General features: G+C 70.6%; 14 protein-coding genes. 4 read left to right on the plus strand and 10 right to left on the minus strand.

Annotation, left to right across the window (positions count from 1 at the left end; all coding sequences use genetic code 11):
- Positions 1-44: 44 nt before the first annotated feature.
- From SPRI_RS03100 to SPRI_RS03120, 5 genes are all read right to left on the minus strand, one after another.
- A complete protein-coding gene (locus SPRI_RS03100) occupies positions 45-1403 on the minus strand; it encodes an alkaline phosphatase PhoX (RefSeq protein ID WP_005308174.1) in 1359 nt (452 codons plus the stop codon).
- Between the two features lie 163 nt (positions 1404-1566).
- Positions 1567-1941 (minus strand): peptidase inhibitor family I36 protein, encoded by a 375-nt coding sequence (locus tag SPRI_RS03105; protein WP_037773040.1) that lies wholly within the window; start codon positions 1939-1941, stop codon positions 1567-1569.
- 76 nt (positions 1942-2017) lie between these two features.
- On the minus strand, positions 2018-3211 hold the full coding sequence (locus tag SPRI_RS03110; protein ID WP_037773042.1) for a hypothetical protein: 1194 nt from the start codon (positions 3209-3211) through the stop codon (positions 2018-2020).
- A 49-nt stretch (positions 3212-3260) separates the two neighbouring features.
- Positions 3261-3755: a hypothetical protein gene (locus tag SPRI_RS03115; protein ID WP_053556682.1), complete on the minus strand. Its 495-nt coding sequence runs from the start codon at positions 3753-3755 to the stop codon at positions 3261-3263.
- 367 nt (positions 3756-4122) lie between these two features.
- Positions 4123-5073 (minus strand): LysR family transcriptional regulator, encoded by a 951-nt coding sequence (locus SPRI_RS03120; RefSeq protein ID WP_050791394.1) that lies wholly within the window; start codon positions 5071-5073, stop codon positions 4123-4125.
- 871 nt (positions 5074-5944) lie between these two features.
- On the opposite strand from SPRI_RS03120, the gene SPRI_RS03125 reads away from it, so the two are divergent.
- On the plus strand, positions 5945-6961 hold the full coding sequence (locus SPRI_RS03125; RefSeq protein WP_037773044.1) for a winged helix-turn-helix domain-containing protein: 1017 nt from the start codon (positions 5945-5947) through the stop codon (positions 6959-6961).
- 35 nt (positions 6962-6996) lie between these two features.
- Here the strand turns inward: SPRI_RS03125 and SPRI_RS03130 are convergent, their stop codons facing one another.
- Positions 6997-8118 (minus strand): PP2C family protein-serine/threonine phosphatase, encoded by a 1122-nt coding sequence (locus tag SPRI_RS03130; RefSeq protein ID WP_063805321.1) that lies wholly within the window; start codon positions 8116-8118, stop codon positions 6997-6999.
- 303 nt (positions 8119-8421) lie between these two features.
- Here SPRI_RS03130 and SPRI_RS03135 point away from each other — a divergent pair, with 303 nt between their 5' ends.
- Both SPRI_RS03135 and SPRI_RS37800 read left to right on the plus strand, forming a co-directional pair.
- Positions 8422-9624 carry a hypothetical protein gene (locus tag SPRI_RS03135; protein WP_005308188.1) on the plus strand — a complete coding sequence of 401 codons (1203 nt, stop codon included), beginning with the start codon at positions 8422-8424 and terminating at the stop codon, positions 9622-9624.
- A 284-nt stretch (positions 9625-9908) separates the two neighbouring features.
- A complete protein-coding gene (locus SPRI_RS37800; RefSeq protein ID WP_050791395.1) occupies positions 9909-11684 on the plus strand; it encodes a protein kinase domain-containing protein in 1776 nt (591 codons plus the stop codon).
- A 219-nt stretch (positions 11685-11903) separates the two neighbouring features.
- Here the strand turns inward: SPRI_RS37800 and SPRI_RS03145 are convergent, their stop codons facing one another.
- The 3 genes from SPRI_RS03145 to SPRI_RS03155 form a co-directional block, all read right to left on the minus strand.
- A complete protein-coding gene (locus SPRI_RS03145; protein ID WP_037773046.1) occupies positions 11904-12305 on the minus strand; it encodes a hypothetical protein in 402 nt (133 codons plus the stop codon).
- Positions 12298-13296 carry a hypothetical protein gene (locus SPRI_RS03150; protein WP_005308194.1) on the minus strand — a complete coding sequence of 333 codons (999 nt, stop codon included), beginning with the start codon at positions 13294-13296 and terminating at the stop codon, positions 12298-12300. The genes SPRI_RS03145 and SPRI_RS03150 overlap by 8 nt, the downstream gene beginning before the upstream one ends.
- A gap of 193 nt (positions 13297-13489) precedes the next feature.
- Positions 13490-14062, minus strand: a complete 573-nt coding sequence (locus SPRI_RS03155) for a GIY-YIG nuclease family protein (protein ID WP_158685124.1) — start codon at positions 14060-14062, stop codon at positions 13490-13492.
- 298 nt (positions 14063-14360) lie between these two features.
- Between SPRI_RS03155 and SPRI_RS03160 the strand changes: the two genes are divergently transcribed.
- Entirely contained in the window at positions 14361-15572 is a 1212-nt protein-coding gene (locus tag SPRI_RS03160; protein ID WP_037773048.1) for an acyltransferase family protein, read from the plus strand.
- A 30-nt stretch (positions 15573-15602) separates the two neighbouring features.
- Here SPRI_RS03160 and SPRI_RS03165 read toward each other — a convergent pair whose 3' ends face one another.
- A complete protein-coding gene (locus tag SPRI_RS03165) occupies positions 15603-16697 on the minus strand; it encodes a magnesium and cobalt transport protein CorA (RefSeq protein WP_005308200.1) in 1095 nt (364 codons plus the stop codon).
- Between the last annotated feature and the right edge of the window lie 93 nt (positions 16698-16790).

Here is a 16790-nt window from a genome sequence, read left to right on the forward strand (position 1 = left end):
CCCGCCGGCACCGACCGGACAGGTCGGTGCCGGCGGGCGACGGGTCAGAGCGCGCCCTGGGTCCAGGGACCGGTGATCGCGAACGTCACGCCCGGGGTCTGGATGTTCACGAACAGCCAGTTTCCGTTCTTCGGTTCGAACACCGAGCCGGCCCACTCCGAGCCCGTGTGGTCGGCCGCCGGGACGTTCTTGCCCGCGGTCCCGCCGCGGAGGTCCACGTTGTTGGCGGCGAAGCGGAAGATCTCACCGTCCGTGGTCAGTCCGTGGACGTACTCGGTGCCGCCGCCGTCCTCGCAGAGCACCAGACCGCCGCGAGGGCTGACGCACATGTTGTCCGGCGCGTTGAGGACCTCGGAGCCCGGTGACGCGAAGAGCACCCTGAACTCGTCGGTGGCCGGGTCGAGTTCGAACACCTGGCCCTGGCGGGCGGGACCACCGTCGGTCGTGATGACGTAGATGCGGTCGTTGCCGTACCACGCGCCCTCGAGGCGGCTGAACACCGCGGCCCCGTTCGCCTGCGCCTGGTGACGCACCGTGTCCAGAACCGGGTCGACGTCGTCCACGGGCACCCAGGAGACGGTGCCGTACGCCTTCTCGCCGTCCGACCGGGTGTCGTACGTCGCCGTTCCGATGCGCAGGGCCTCGAGCCGGCCGCCCTTGGACAGGTCGCCCGGCACGGCGGGGACGAAGCGGTACAGCGACGCGTCGCCCCGGTCCTCGGTCTCGTAGACGTGCCCGGTCGCCGGGTCGACGGCGACGGCCTCGTGGTTGAACCGGCCCATGGCCCTGTAGGGCTCGGGGTTGCCCTTGCCCTCCGAGGCCACTTCGAAGATGTAGCCGTGCCGCTTGCCGGCCGTCGTGGAGAAGGTCTCCTCGCAGGTGAGCCAGGTGTTCCACGGGGTGGGCCCGCCGGCGCAGTTGCGGAGCGTGCCGCCGAGGCTGCCGTAGGACTCCAGCCACCGGCCGGCGTCCGGGTCGAAGACCATGGTGGTGGTCCCGCCGCCGGCCTCCGGGTTGTAGGCCGGGGCGGTGAAGGCCGGCCCGGCGCCGCGCTCGTGGTTGCGGACGAGGTGGACCTTGTCGCCGTGGCGGAAGGCCGCCATGCCGTCGTGCGCGCCGGGTGTGCGCACGCCGTCGTCCATGAGGTCGTTGGTCCAGCCGTACGAGATGTACTCGAACCCCCGCGGCAGCTGCAGCAGTTCCAGGCCGGTCGCCTGGTCCTTGACCGGGCGCAGCGGACCGTACCCGGCGTCGGACCCGAGCTTGACCGGCGCGGCTGCCGCCGTCCGCGCGGCAAGCGCCTGGAAGGGAAGGGAAGCCGCCGCGGCGACGGCTGCCCCGCGCAGGAGGGTGCGTCGTTCGAAACCGGGACCGGTCGGTCTTCCTGCGGACGTGCCTGTCATGGGAGTCCTCTCGATGCAGCGATCCGGGGAGCGGCACCGGTCACCCTAGGAGCGCACGCCGCGCTTTTTCCCGAACGGGAAGTGAGCGTTGGGAGAACCGTTCCTTCCGCCGCCGGGGCTGCCTCCGGGGTGCGCTGTCGGGACTCCCGTCAAGGTCGGCCCGTCAGCACTCGCCCCGCCACTTCACCGTCCCGATCGTGGCGTAGATGATGTTCGCCTTGTACTGCCCGGGACCGGGGTTGTAGTGCAGGCAGATATGGCGGACCGAGGTCGTGTAGCCGTAGCTCAGGTCGATGTGATCGGCCCCGGGGAAGACGTAACCGTTGTTGAACACGGAACCGACGCTGTGGATCTCGCCGGACCAGTCACCGGCGGTCTTCATCAGCAGTGTTCCGCGCTGGTCCGGCTCGGAGTAGGCGCAGAAGTATCCCTTCGGGCAGCCGGGCGGGTCGGGTTCGGCGTGGGCCGCCGGAGCGGTGATCATCACACCTGCGAGGGCGCCGGCTCCGGCCAGTGTGCCCAGAACGTGCTTACGCACAGTGGTTGCCTCTCTTGTCGTCACGAATGCTGCGGTGGTCGTGTGTGGTGTCGTGTGTGGTGGTCGTGTGTGGTGGTCAGCAAAGGGGCACGCCGGGCAGCTTGTTGTCCGGTGAGCTCATGTAGATGTTGGTGACGTAGCCGTCGTACAGGGGCAGGTACGCCCACCAGTCGTTCGTGTAGGGCGGCACGGTGACCTGCTGGCCCTGTTTCTGGCAGCCGACGAGCACTTCCACCCCGGCGGGCAGCTTGGTGAGCGGTGTCGTCGTGGTGCTCGCGCCGGCACGGACCTGCACCTGTGCGCCCCAGGTGCCGAACCACGCACCGGCCCGGGGCGTGGCGCCGGGCACGTTCAGCGAACGAACGAGCCGGTCGGTGGCCGTGTACGCGGCGCCGAAGGAGGTGTCCTGCGGGTGCAGGGTGAAGACGGCCACGATCGAACGGTCGTCGGCTCCGAGGGTGCCGGTGGTGTGGAGTGCCGGTCGCGAGAGGTCGACGTCGGCCATCCGGCCGGCCGTCTTGGTCCCGGTCGCCGGGGTTGCGGTCACGGACGGGGCCGCGGACGCGGTCGTCGTCGCGGTCGTGTTGGTGCAGTCGCTCTTGGGACCGAACCCGGACCAGCCCTGCTTCACCGCCCACGGCCGCTCGAACGACGCGGGGATGCCGAAGCGTTGGTCGAAGCCGTCCGTGCCGCACCGGGTCGAGGCACGGAGGTTGCCCATGACGATGTCGCGAAGCGTGGCGGGGGCGCGCTCCAGGATCCAGCGGTACGTCTGCACGGTGTCGGCCGCGGACAGGGCCGTGTATCCCCAGTGCAGGGGGTAGCCGGCGGGCGGGCCTGCCGTGTCGACCAGTCCCAGACGCGAGGACATGCGGTCGATGATGGAGGAGCCACCGTTCAGCGACCAGTAGTGGCGGGCGGCGTCGTCGTTGCTGGCCCGCAGCATCGAATCGAGCCGCGCCCGGTCGTCCGCCGGCAGGCTGTAGGCGGGGCCCCGGTTCCACAGGTGGTCGAGCGCGATGAGCACCTTGACCACCGAGGCGGCACGGAACGGGGTGTGGGCGTTGTGCTGTTCGGTGAAGGAGCCGGTGAGGCGGTCGTAGACGGCGATGCCCGCGCTCACGCCGGGCGGGATCTCGGCCGTGGCCGCCCGCGGGGCGGCCTGCGGGGTCGCGGCGTGCGCGGGTGCCGCTGCCACGGCGAGCAGCGCCGCCGCGAGGACGAACCGTCCCACGGCGCGAGCGAGCCTGCCGCGCATTGTCGTGTGCATCAAGGATCTCCTGGTCGTTGGCGGGCAGGCCGCGCCGGTGCGGCCGGTGTCAGCAGTTGCGGATGGACCAGACGGGCGTCCAGTCCTGGGTACCGACCTGGGGAGGGGTGAAGGCACGGCGCACGTCGCCTCCCTGCCCGTAGAAGTAGGAGGTGACCCCGCCGGTCTGCTTGTTCAGGTAGTAGCCGTTGCCGTGCCAGTCGGACAGCCAGTACCTGTTGCAGTGGTAGAGGAAGAAAATCTTCCACTTGGACACCGTGGGATCCCAGACCTCGACGCAGAGATTCCCGGGGGCGCAGTCGAAGAGTTCGCCGTCCGCCCGGTGAATGAAGTGGGCGGCGGGCGACACCGTCGGGGAGACCGCGGCCTCGGCCCGGGCCGACCGCGTCCCGCCGTCGTGCGGGGCCGGCGGCGCGATCCGGACATCGCCGCTCACGCCGTTGCCCGAGGCGGTCGCCGCCTGGGCCGATCCAGTGGAGACAACGGCCATCAGTGTCCAGGCGAGGACACCGACGATGCCGAGGAAGGAGCGCTTGGAGCGCATGGAACGAACCTCCTGTCAGGCGACGCCGCAGCGGCGCCGACCCGTGTCGCCGTCTGTCGGGGCTTCACGGCAGCCGTCGCGCCGTCGCACCTACCGGACGCGGAACACCGGCGCCGTCCGCGCGGCGCCCTGACCCGCGGTGGTGATGCTTCCTGATCCGTCTCCGCCGGGAGAAGGCCTTTCGGTCCTGACCGAAGCGCCTGGAACGCGGCCTCCCGGCGTGGTCCTCTGTGTGAACGCGAAGCTCGGCCCGAGAACGAGTCGGCCCAACGGGCATGCGCGATACCGGCGGGTGCACGGGTGCCGTAGCGCCGGCAGGGAGTTGCGAGGCACTGCCCACCAAGCGCTCACTTCTCGGACGGCCCGCTCAGGAGGACGTCGCACCTTCCCGGCCCGGCGCGGCCATGACGGCGGCCGCGGCCTCCCGCATGGCCTGTACGCCTGGTCGGAGGCGGCGCTGGGCCGGCCAGCCGAGGGCCGACACGGAAGGGGACAGGTCCACCACGTCGACGTAGCGCACCCCGGGGCGGGGGAAGAAGTCCCGCGCCGCCGCCGGCAGGAAGCACATTCCCTCGCCCCGGGCCACGGACAGGAGCAGCCCTTCCATGTCGGAGACGACAGGGCCGTAGCGCACGCGGGTGCCGTCCGGCCGGGGGTCCACCGCCCAGAAGTCCCACCACACGCGGGGTACTTCCGGGGGGACGTCCACGAAGACCCGGTCGGAGAGGTCGGCGAGGCGGATCCCGGACCGGTCCGCGAGCGGGTCGCCGGCCGCCAGACAGGCGACCCGGGGTTCGACGGCCAGTTCCAGCAGCTCGATGTCCGGCGGCACCGGGGGCCGGAGGAAGGCCACGTCGATGTCGCCGGAGAGCAACTGCGCCAGGTGCTCGCTGAAGTTGAGACTGCGTACCTCGACGGTGATCCCGGGGTGGAGGACGCCGAGCCGCTCGAGGATCGCGCTGGTGTAGGGCATCGCCGCCTCCGCGCCGATGGTGCCGACCACCACGTGCCCGGTGAGCGTGCGGGCCCACTGGCCGGCGCGGACGCGTAACAGGCCCATCGCCTCCACCGTGGCGCGCGCCTCCACCGTCAGCGCGCTGCCCGCGTCGGTGAGACGGACCGTGCGGCTGTCCCTCGCGAACAGGGGCACGCCCAGCCGCCTCTCCAGATCCTGGATCTGGCGGCTCAGCGCCGACTGGGTCATGAACAGCCGCGCCGCCGCCCTGCCGAAGTGCAACTCCTCGCTCAGCGCCAGAAAAAGACGCAGTTGATGGACGCTCGGCTCCGCTGATCCCCCCGACTCGGGCACGGCAGACATCCTCCACCTGCGGCCATAGCGGCCTCTGCATCGATCACGCGCATTTTCTCATCGCTGCCTCCCTGGCAGACGTGATCGCGCCGTGTGACGCTGTGCGTGCCGCTCCGCCGACCGGGCTGACCACCGGACCGCGCGGGGGCGGCCGTGCAGGCGGAACGACGCGGAACCAGGGGGAAGAGTGAAGCAGGACGCGCCTGATCTCTGCCGTGGGCCGTGTGCTGCCCGCCGCCTCTCTGCCGTACGACCGCCTCTTCGTCACCGCAGCCGCGTACGTGACCGTAACGGCCGTGACGACGGGCGGCCCTGACGGGCGGTCCTGACGCCGCCGAGGCCGTACGGGCGCGGGGCGTGAGGGCGCCGGGTGTACGGGTGCCGGGCGCAGAGGCGCCGGACCGTCGCCCCGCACACCGGCCCCGGGCCGCCTGCGAGGCAGGTGCGATCGCCGGAACCGGAGACGACACCCCGCCACGGTGACGGCTCGGCCGGTACCCGACCGCACCGCCGCCCCATCCGCGCTCCGGACTCCCGCGCTGCCGGCTGCCGGACTCCCGGCCTCCGTCCGTTCCTGGGTCCTCGGCCGGTGCCGAGGCCCGGCGGAAAAGCCCGGCGGCTGGCTCCGGCGGCTGGCTCCGGCGCCGAGGCCGGGGGCCTTCCACCGGCCCGGAGCAGGCGCCCCGGGCCCTGACACGCACGAGGCGGTGACGGCGACCGGCCACGGCGGGCCGGGGCGGGCACGTCACGTAGCGGTCCGCCGGGCCCGCTCTCCGACCGGGACGCGGACCACGTCCCGCCGCGGCCGGACCGCGATGTGCGGTCGCGGAAAGAAGTGACCGGAAAACGTGTCCAGTACGAACGACACGCAGGGGAAGACATGGTGCTGCGCATTCATCTCACGGCCAGGGACCTGGCCCGCGTCCATCTCGCCAGGGAACCGGACCCGGTCTGGGAGACCCTGCTCGGCCTGCACCAGCTGACGACACCACGGCGCGGCCTGCCCGTCTTCGCCCCCTGGCGGCGCAGCGCCCGCGCCAGGCTTGCGGAGGAACACCTCGCGGGCCCGGTCAGGATGCTCTCCACCCTGGCCCCCGCCTCTGCCGGCTACTGGCCCGACTTCCTCACTCCCGATGCCTCGGCCGACGGCCTGGGAGCAGCGATCGAGGCATTGCACGCCACCCCCGGACAGCAGGTGCGCCAGGAGATGCACCGACTGGCCGACAGCTATCCGCTCCCCCAATGGGCCCGCGCTCTGGCCGGCGGCGAACGGCACCGGATGGAGGAGGTCGCGACGGCGTTCCGGCTCGTGCACCGCGCGGTCATCGCCCCCGGCTGGACGGGGGCGGCCATGACCACCGAGGCCGACCGGGCCATGCGGACACGCGTCCTGCGCGACCGCGGCGTCCACGGACTGCTGGACTCCTTCCGCCCCCTGATGGACTGGCGGCCGCCCGTACTGCACGTGCGTTATCCGGAGGACCGTGACCTGCACCTGGGCGGACGAGGCCTGCGGCTGATCCCCTCCCACTTCTGCTGGCACACGCCCATCGCCCTGGCCGACCCCGCCCTGCCCCAGGTCCTCGCCTACCCCGTGGCCCATCCCCCGTCCTGGGCCCCGGCGGTCACCCGCGACCGTCACCCCAAGGCTCTGGCCGCTCTGCTGGGCCGTACCCGCGCCCGCGTGCTGGCGGCCCTCGACACCACCGCGACCACCGGGGAGCTCGCCCAACGCCTGAAGATCTCCGCTTCCTCGGCGAGCGAACACATCACGGCCCTGCGAGAGGCCAACCTCGCGCACAGCCAACGGGCCCGCGCCCAGGTGATCCACACCCTCACCCCGTTGGGCACCGCGCTCCTCCACGGCGAACTCCCGCCCCACCCGGTGACCGACTGAGGCCGCGGGCCGCCACGGCGCCGGAGCGCGGGCCGTCAGCGGCGTACGACGAGCACCGCCGCGATGTCGTCGTCGAAACCACGGCCGCTGTGACGGACGAGGTCCTCACGCAGGAGCGTGGTCATGCGGTCCGCGGGTTCACCGATCCAGGCCCGCATCCGCTCCTCGAGCGGGTAGAAGGTCCCCGTGTCGTCACGGGTCTCGCTCACGCCGTCCGTGAACATCAACAGCCGGTCCCCCGGCTCGAAGGGCAGTTGCTGGACGTCGAAGTCAGCGTCCCCGAGCCCGAACAGGTCCCCCTGCCGCCCGAAGAGATTGACGGGGGGCGACGGAGAGGGCAGGTCCGCCGTCTCCAGGACACCCTGATGCTGGACGATCGGTGCCGGATGGCCGCAGCTGACGAGCCGGACGACCGGTTCGTCGTCGGGGATCTCGGCGAGCAGTACGGTCGCGAACCGGCTGGCCACGTCCGAGTCCTGCGTCCGCTCCACATAGCGGGCCATGCTGAATTCCAGCCGCTCGGCCACAGCGGGGAGGTCCGGGGCCGTATAGGCGGACTCGCGGAACGAGCCGAGGAGGATGGATGCCGTCTCCAGCGCGCCGAGGCCCTTTCCCTGGACGTCACCCAGCATGATCCGTACCGCGCCGCGTGCTTCGAGCGCCTTGTAGAAGTCCCCGCCGACATGCGCTCCCGCGGCCGACGCCTCGTAGAGAAGGTGGAGGTCGACGGAGCCCAGGTGTGACGGCATCGGCCGTTGCAGGGCGGACTGCGCGGCTTCGGCCACGGAGTGCATCTGGCGGAGCTCCAGCTCACGGTTCTGCCGGAGACGGCTCGACCAGACGGCGGCAACCGTCACGGCCAGGAGCACCGTCTCGTTGATCAGCACGCCGGGGACGTCCTCAGCCCGCCGCGCGGCCAGGCCGGCGGAGGTCGCCATGGACAGCAGCCCCACGCCCGCGGTGACACGGCTCCCCCAGGTCACGGCCGCCAGTGCCGGTGCCGCGAAGAGCACACGGTCGAAGGGTTCACGGTCGGAAGTGAGCGAATCGGCCACGACGGAGAGTGCGATCACCAGGAACGGGAGAAGGCGGCCGATGAGGTATCCGGCATCCGCCTTCCACGACAGTTCGTCCAGGACAGTGCTGTGTTCACGCATCTGTTCATGCATGGACCGTTCGGCGCGGAAAGCATCTGGGACTACGCCGTTCGAGGGCGGGCGGCACTACCATGTCACCCGTTCCAGCGGTCGCGACGAGCGGCCGACCGCTCCTGCGGGTGATTGTCGTCCCGGCTGCGGGAGCCCACCACGACGAGCCGGCCCGCCCCAGCAGCCCACCGCCGCCCCATAAAGGGATGAAACCTGACATAACCAAGGTTTTGGCACGCGACCCTCCTGTGTCTCCCGTCTGCCGTCCGGCCCATACTGGAGCTGCCCGCGACCCCCTGACAGAACGACTCCATGCCGAAGACCAGTACCTCCTCGACCACCGCCCCCGACACGACGTGGCTGGGGCACGGGCGCCACCTCGGACCGACGCCCGAGCAGGACGTCCGGCGCAACCTCATCGCGCTCAAGGCCGCCGGGGTCATCGACGACTTCCTCGACCTCGCCCCCGCCGACGCGTCCGTCGCCTCCGATGCCTTCGCAACCGGTGGGGGCGGCCTGCCCCACGCACCCGGCGCCGACGAGAGCGCCGCCGAGCCGGACCCCTCCGCACGCCGCCTCTTCGAGGCCCGCTGGCGCGTGGACGGCGATGTGACCGTGCGCGCCCAGCTGACGTGCTTCGACTCCCACGGCAGGCAACGTGACGGCGAGGCGGTCGGCTGGGTGCTGGCCGCCAAGGCGGAACGAACCTGGGACCAGCGGTGGCCCTCCCCCGCCGCGATGTTCTGGCCCGACAGCGGCCGCGTCGACTGGGACCACGACACCGTCCCCGGCCTGCGGCTGCGGACCACCAATCGACTGCCGGACGACGACAAGGAGATCCGCCGCCTCCTCAAGGACTGCAGCCGCGTCAGCTGGAACATTCACGTCGTCGTCCATGAGGCGATGACCCCCGACGCGCGCGGCCGCCGGCCGCTGACGCCCTTTCTGCCGTCGAGCCTGCACCACCGGGTGGTCGAGCACCGGGCCTCGCCGGAACAGTTCCGACTCGTCAATTGGGCGATGAGGGACCTGCACGTACGGGTACCCCGGGGCGGGGCGGTGGTCCTGCCCTCGGCATCGGCGGGCCAGGAGTACGACGCGGAACGATTCTCCGTCCGCAGTGTCTTCCTGGACGGCTCGGAGCCGACGGAACTCGTCGAGAAGGTCACCGCCTTCGCCGAACTGCCGAGGACCTTGACCGCCGACGCGGAGCAGGCGCTCGACAGCCTGCGCCGCCGGTGGCATCTGCTCACCATGGAGGAGGAGTTGGCCCACACCCGCCGGCTCGTCACCAAGTACGCGGAGGCACTCGAGGCCATGACCAGGTCCCGGGACCTGTACCGGGAGGCAGCCGAACTCGCGCAGGCCGCGCTGGCCGAGGTGACCGGATCGGGCGGCGTGCCGCGTCCCGCCTCGGAGGACGCGGCCGCCAAAGCGGCGGGCTCCCCGCGCAACACCTTGATCAAGGCTCTGGGGCGCTTCAAGGACACGTCGAGGCAGCACCCCCAGAAGTAGCGGCCCGCCCCCGTCCGGCTCCGCACTTCCGGCCTCCTGCTCGGGCGGCAGGAGGCCGGACGGCCACGCCTGCCGTTCCGTCCTTGCGTCCGACGTCCCTCCGTGGGAACAGTGCCCTCGGGCCGGCGCGCATCAGGCGCAACACCGGGGCGGCACCGTGCCCACCCGCGCCGCCTCGTTCCGCCGCCGCGCCGCCGGCCTGGTCGATCATCCAGTACCTCTGCGGAGCCGAAGCTAGTCTTGGTGCGCCGTAGTGATGTTCACCGGGGAGGGAGCCGACAGCGGTGCAGCCTCTGCAAGGACAGGACCCTGACCGCATCGCGGGTTACCGGCTCCTCGGGAGACTGGGCGAAGGCGGCATGGGCGTGGTCTACCTGGCCCGCTCCCCGCGTGGCCGGACGGTGGCTGTGAAGACCATCCGCGCCGAACTCGCGGCAACACCGGACTTTCGGCTCCGGTTCGCCAAGGAGACCGCCCTCGCCCGGCAGGTCGGCGGGGAGTGGACGGCAGCCGTGCTGGACGCCGACCCCGACGCGGAACTCCCCTGGGTCGCCACCGCGTACGTTGCCGGGCCGACCCTGCACCAGCTGGTGGCCGAGCAGCACGGGCCGCTGCCCGAGCACTCGGTACGCCGTCTGGCCTCCGGCCTGTGCCAGGCCCTCGGCCACATCCACGCCGCCGGGCTCGTCCACCGGGACCTGAAACCGTCGAACGTCATGGTCACCATCGAGGGGCCCAAGGTGATCGACTTCGGGATCGCCCGCGCCCTGGGCTCCTCCCCGACCGAGGGCCTGACGTCCACCGGAGTGGTGGTCGGCTCACCCGGCTTCATGTCGCCCGAACAGATCCGGGGCGAGCGACTGACCGGGGCGAGCGACATCTTCTCCCTGGGCACGGTGCTGGCCTTCGCCGCTTCCGGCAGGCTGCCGTTCGACGCGGCCGAGGGCCGGTTGCATGCCCTGATGTACCGAGTGGTGCACGAACCGCCGGACCTCACCGGCGTACCCGGTCCGCTACTGGGACTGATCAAAGAGTGTTTGGCCAAGGACCCGGCCGACCGGCCGACCCTGAGCGAGTTGCGGGACAGGGAAGAGACGCAATACCGCTCGCCGACACCGTGGCTGCCGCCGGCGGTCCTGGCCCGGCTGGGCCAGGAAGCGGTGCGGCTTCTCGACCAGGAGGATCCGCGCACCCGGGTGGCCCCCGGCGCTCAGGCGGATGCCGAGGCGATGGCCGAAGCCCCGACCATCCGGGGAAGGCCGCCCACGGCCCCGCTCACCGAGCCCTCCGCCGACCCCGTGGTCCGCGCCGATGCCGGTCAGGCACGTGTGCCCAGGCCGCGACTTGCCGAAGAGCGCCGCCGCGCCGGCGGCCACCAGGACCCGGCCGACGGATACCGGACCGCTGTCTACTGGCTCCTTGCGCTCGTCGCCCTGACCTCCGCGCTCACCGCCGTCCATCTGCTCGTCATCACCTCCGGCCACCTGTACGACGACCCTCTCCCGCACGCGGACGACCTCTTTTCGGCGATGTTCTTCGTGGATGAATGGAGCCACCGGGTCACTCACCTCTTGTGGAACGCCCAGCTCCTTTTCGGGGCGGCCCTGTCGGTGTGCTGGCTCGTGTGGTTCGCCCGTGTACGCGCCACCGCCGAGGAGTTCACGCCCGGACGGCTTCGGTACCGCCCCTCCATGGCAGTCGTCGGCTGGCTTCTCCCCATCGCGAATCTCTTCCTCCCCAAGCAGATCGCCGACGACGTCTGGCACGCGTCCAGCCCCGGTCACAGCCCCGCACCAGCCCGTGCACTGAACGCCTGGTGGGCGCTGTGGCTGCCCACCTTCCTGCTCTGGCCGCTCTTTTGGACCCCATGGACAGAGCTGCTCAGGGAGCGGACCGAATTCTCCGACGACGGGAATCTGACCCGCCTCTACGCGTACGAGTTCCTGCCGGGAGCGTGGATCAACCTCGTCCTGCACGTGCTCGTTGTGCCGACAGCAGTCGCCGCCGCACTCTTCGTCCGCCGGCTGACCGCCATGCAGGCCGCCGAACTCGACAACTGACACGCTTCGGCCTGGCTGGCCTGGCCGGCCCGTTGGCCGTTCTCGACGGCCCTGCCGACCCGCCCAGCCGCACGACCCCTCCGGGTCACATCACATGCGGCACGGTCGTCGTCGACCGCGACCGGCAACCCGGGGCGCAGGTCCGGCTGGACCTGCGGTTGCCACCCGGTTCTCGCATGGCAGGACGCCGATCACCTCGCGGAACGCGCGGTTCGGACCCTAGATTTCGATCACTGCTCTCGGGTCCGCCCAGATTGAGCGGAGTTCGGCGATGTCGTTCAGCGGAGAGTGCTTCATGACCTCGACGATCCCGGCGACGCAAGCCTGCACGGTCTCCGGGTCGCGGTCCTCGATCGCCCTGTCGAGTCGAGCGAGGAAGCCTCGGTGCAGTTCGCGACGCTCGCCGAAAACCCGGTCCAGGTAGTCCTGGAGTCCCTGGCTCGCGGCGTTGATTCTGGCGACCTCCTTGTCCCGGTCCGCGGCGATCCGGGCGCGTTCCGTCATGCTGGCGTCAATACCTTTGGCGACGTCGATGATCGCCATGAGGTACTGGGCGGCATCCGCGGTGGTGGCCACACGGCCGACCGTTTCGACGACGGTACGCACACGGGCGTCAGACATTGGTGGACTCCGGGTTGTAGTCGCGGTACTTGACCACGAGGGATTCGCCGCTCGGGTCGAGCGTCAGATCTGGATTCATCACAGGTGCTTCGGCGAGTTCCACGACGCCCTTCACCAGCTGAAGCGCCGTATGGAGCCGATGTGCATGGTCATCGCTGCCGAGGTCGAACCCGCCCGGCGCGCGCTCAGTCTCTTCCAGGCGGTCGAGCGCGTCACCGGCCCGCCGAACCATTCCGGCCAGCACGGCCATCAACTCGGTGATCCGGCTGTCCACGCCTTGAAGGAGCACCGAGCTCCGGTGGAAAGTGGCGACTGCCTTCTTGACATCCGCGTCGAACTTCGCGACAGCCTTGTCCTCGTCGGCCTTCTGCTTGATCAACGACCCGACGGTCAACGCGACCGCCGGTACCGCCGTGATGATGCCGAGCCGACGAACGCCTGCTGCGACGCCTCCGCCTCCAGCGGCCTTCGTGCCGCCTCCGATGACCGCCAGGGTCGCATTTCTCTTCGCTGCACCGGTCAGCGTGTTGATCGCAGTACCGGTGGACGCCGTGGCGACCTTCGCGACAGTTGCATAGGCGGCACCACTCAGTCCGATTCCGGCGGCTGCCGACGCGATGCCCCTCATCGCGGTCGCGGTCCCGCTGGGGCCGGAGACCTCGGGCGGCGTATCGACTTCACGATGCGCCGGCGCCTCTCCGCCTTCGATGACTTGGCGTCCACGCGTCCGTAGCTGCCGCTCGTTGCGTTCAGCGAAGGCCCGCATTCGAGGTGTCACGACATCGAGAGCGGACCGTTGCCGAATTCCCAGGCATCTCAACTGCGCGATGGTGGAGTCGGCGACGCCTCGGTGCTTCGCGTGCTCGGCATCGTGGTGAGCCCGGAGGTCTGCGATCTTCTTCTTCGCCCGTTCCGTGATGACCTTCTTCCCCATCGCGCCGACGACCGACGTGCCGGCGGCGACGGCCACGGGGATCACCGGGAACTGCATTGTGGCCTCCGAGTGATGTACGCAGCGACGGGCTCCAGGTCGTTCACGGGCGCGCTGCCGTCTGAGTGATGGTCAAAAAGAAAGAGTGCACGTCTGGTTGGCCTCGTCCGGAATCCTGGCGGCGACTGCCGCCCCCTTGATCACGGCTTCCTTAGGGAAACCGCACCCGGCTCAGGCGCGACCGTAGATCCGGTCACGCCTCTCGCCAGGCCCTTGCCTCCTCTGCCATCGCTGCGCGAGCCGCCTTGACCCTGCGGTCACCCAGGCTTCCCATCTTGGCCAGGTTGAGAGGCGGCCGTAGCGCATCGAGCATGGCAGTCTCGACCTCATCGAGGACCACACCGTCAGGCCTCACCCACACCGAGAGCCGCAGCCTCGCGTGCATCCATTCCGTCAGCCGCTCATCACCGCTGCTCTCCAGAGAGTAGTTGGCGCTGCCGTCGGGCCGGGCGGGGTTGCGGGGCACCGCTCGTAGTCCAAGTGGTTCCCGCAGGAGCGCCGCCAGCGTCCGTCGCAGGGTGGAGGAGCCGGTCCTGCCCGTGGCGAAGTGTGTACGCAGGTCGCGCCCTACCAAGCTGCGCTCTGCCTTTCCCACGTAGAGGGGACGGTCAGCCGCGCCTACTGCGAGGGCTTCGACCGCCGACAGGTCACCATGGACGGCGTAGAGGCCCGCCTCGTTCGGCACCACCTCAAGGGCTTCCCTCGCGGTGTGCCGCGGGCCATCGGCCAAGGCGGCGAGAGCGGCACACACCATGGCTTCGTCCACGGCTACAAGCTTAGGGCTCGGGTACGACAGATCAACCGCTCCGAGCCGCGCGATCAAGCGGTGTACCCCTTGCAATCACACCGTGGAGCTCACGCCGCGGGCAGCAGGCCGCGGACGCGGTTCAGTGCCCACGCGTCGGCGGCACAGACATGCTCTGCCAGGAGGCCGACGCGCGGGGCGAGCGTGTCGGCAGGCTCGCGGCACGGGCGGAGGCGAAAACGGGCCGGGCCGCTCCGGGAGGAACACTGTCCTCCGTCCATCTCCTCTCCCATACTGGGCCGATGGCAGGCGGCGGGACATGAACACGGAGACCGGGCCACCGGCGCCCGCTCCTCGGCGCCGTGAACTGGACGTGCTGCGCGCCCTGATCGTGCTCGGCCTGGTCTTCTTCCATGCCGCCCTCGTCTTCGCCCCGGACGACGACTTCTACGTCAAGAACGCTGAGACGGCCGGCGCCGTCACGGTGCTGGCGGGGTTCGGCGTGGTGTGGGCGATGCCCATGCTGTTCCTCGTCGCCGGCCTCGGCACCCGGCATTCGATCCGCCGCCGTGGCCCCCGCAGCTTCGCCCGTGAACGTCTGCTGCGCCTGGGTGTCCCCCTGGTCTTCGCGTCGCTCGCCCTCAATCCCCTCCCGCAGTGGCTGCGACTTCGGGCGGCGGACCCGGGGTACGACGAGTCGTACTGGCGTTTCTGGCCCCGCTTCCTCAACGTCCGCCTGGATCCCGGGGACTTCCCCTTCATACTCGACGGCCGCTACTTCGAGACCGGCCACCTGTGGTTCGTCGTGCTCCTCCTCGCCTTCTGTCTGCTCCTCGTACCGGTCGCGGGGGTGGTCGCGGCCGCCGGCGAGCGCGCGGTGGCGGCGATGACACGCAGGTCCGGGCTCCTCCTGCTGCCTGCGGTGCCGTCGGCCCTGATCAACACACTGCTGGGCATGGAGGAGGACTTCGCGGGCTGGAACCGCTGGGCCTACCTGCTGTTCTTCCTCTGCGGCTACGCGCTGGCCGACGACGTCCGGATCCGCGCCGCCCTGCGCCGCCGTGCCGTGCCGGTCGGCGTGCTCGGGCTCGCCCTGTTCGCCGCGTCCGCACCCGGGTTCGTGGCGGGGGACGACCCGTTCACCGCGTGGAGTCCGTTCGCGCTGGTCACCCGGGCCCTGTTCGGGGCTGCCGGGTGGTGCTGGGTGGTGGCGATCCTCGGGTGGCTGGACAGGCCCCGTGACCGCGGACCTTCCTCGGGCGGCGGTGGACGGGTGTGGGCGTATCTCACCGTCGCCGCACTGCCGTTGTACGTGTTGCACCAGCCCGTCGTGGTCGCCTTCGCTTACGCGGTCGTCGGACGGTCCGCGCCGATCCTGGTCAAGTACGCACTGATCGTGACCGGTTCACTGGCGGTGATCCTCCTCGTGTACGAGTACGCGGTGCGCAGGACGAGGCTGACGCGGTTCCTGTTCGGCATGCGCCCCGATCCGGAACCCGAGCCCGGCACAACCGCCGTCACCGCCCGGTGAGTTCCACGGGCGCGGACCCGGAAGGGGCCGCTACAGCCAGCCGTTGCGGCGGAAGCCCCGGTGGATGACGAAGCAGGCCAGGGTGATGACGCCCAGCGTCAGGGGGTACCCGTACACCCACCGCAGCTCGGGCATGTGCTCGAAGTTCATTCCGTACACGCCGCAGACCATGGTCGGTACGGCGACGATCGCCGCCCACGCCGTGATCTTGCGCATGTCCTCGTTCTGCGCCACGGTCACTTGCGCGAGGTGCGCCTGGAGGATCGAGTCGAGCAGGGCGTCATAGGCGCCGATCTGTTCGGTCACCCGCGCCTGGTGGTCGGCCACGTCCCGGAAGTACGCCCGTATGTCGGGATCGACCGGCGGCAGGGAGCGGGTCGCCAGCGCCTGCAGGGGGCGGTCCAACGGGGCGACGGCGCGCCTGAGTTCCAGGAGCTCCCGCTTGAGCTGATAGATCCGGCCCGCCTCGCTCCGGGCCCGGGCAGCGTGTTCGCTGAAGACCGCGGTCTCGACCTGGTCGATGTCGTCCTGCATCGCGTCGGCGACGGCGAGGAAGTCGTCGACCACGTGGTCGGCGATGGCGTGCAACACCGAGGACGGTCCCGTGGCCAACAGCTCCGGGTTCCGTTCCAGTCCCTCCCTGAGCGGTCCGAGGGATCCGTGACGGCCGTGCCGGATGGTGATCACGAACTGGTGCCCGGTGAAGACCATGAGCTCGCCGGTGTCCACCACTTCACTGGTGGCGGTGAGTTCCTGGTGTTCGACGTAACGGCAGGTCTTGAAGACGGCGAAGAGCGTTTCGTCGTACGCCTCGAGTTTGGGCCGCTGGTGCGCGTGCACGGCGTCCTCGACCGCCAGTGGGTGAAGTTCGAACAGCTCGGCGATCCTGGCGAACTCCTCCGCCGACGGTTCGTGCAGACCCAGCCAGACGAAGCCCCGCCCGGACTTTTGGACCCGCTGCATGGCCTCGTCCACCGGGCAGGCCCCGGACTGCCGTACGCCGTCTTCGTAGACGACGCAGTTGACCACCGTGTTGCCCAGTGGGGAGCGGGACGGGTGGCTCAGGTCCACGGTCCTGCGTTTTGCGCCGCGCACCGCGCGGCGAATGTTACGGATCACCGGCACGGCATGGCTCCTTCGAACGACCGGCGGCAAGTGTGCCACTGGCCGTGCGTCCCATGACGGTCGGGAGGGCCGGCACGGTTCCAGGCACCCGGC

Origin of the sequence: Streptomyces pristinaespiralis (genome assembly GCF_001278075.1) — a bacterium.
Classification (GTDB): domain Bacteria; phylum Actinomycetota; class Actinomycetes; order Streptomycetales; family Streptomycetaceae; genus Streptomyces; species Streptomyces pristinaespiralis.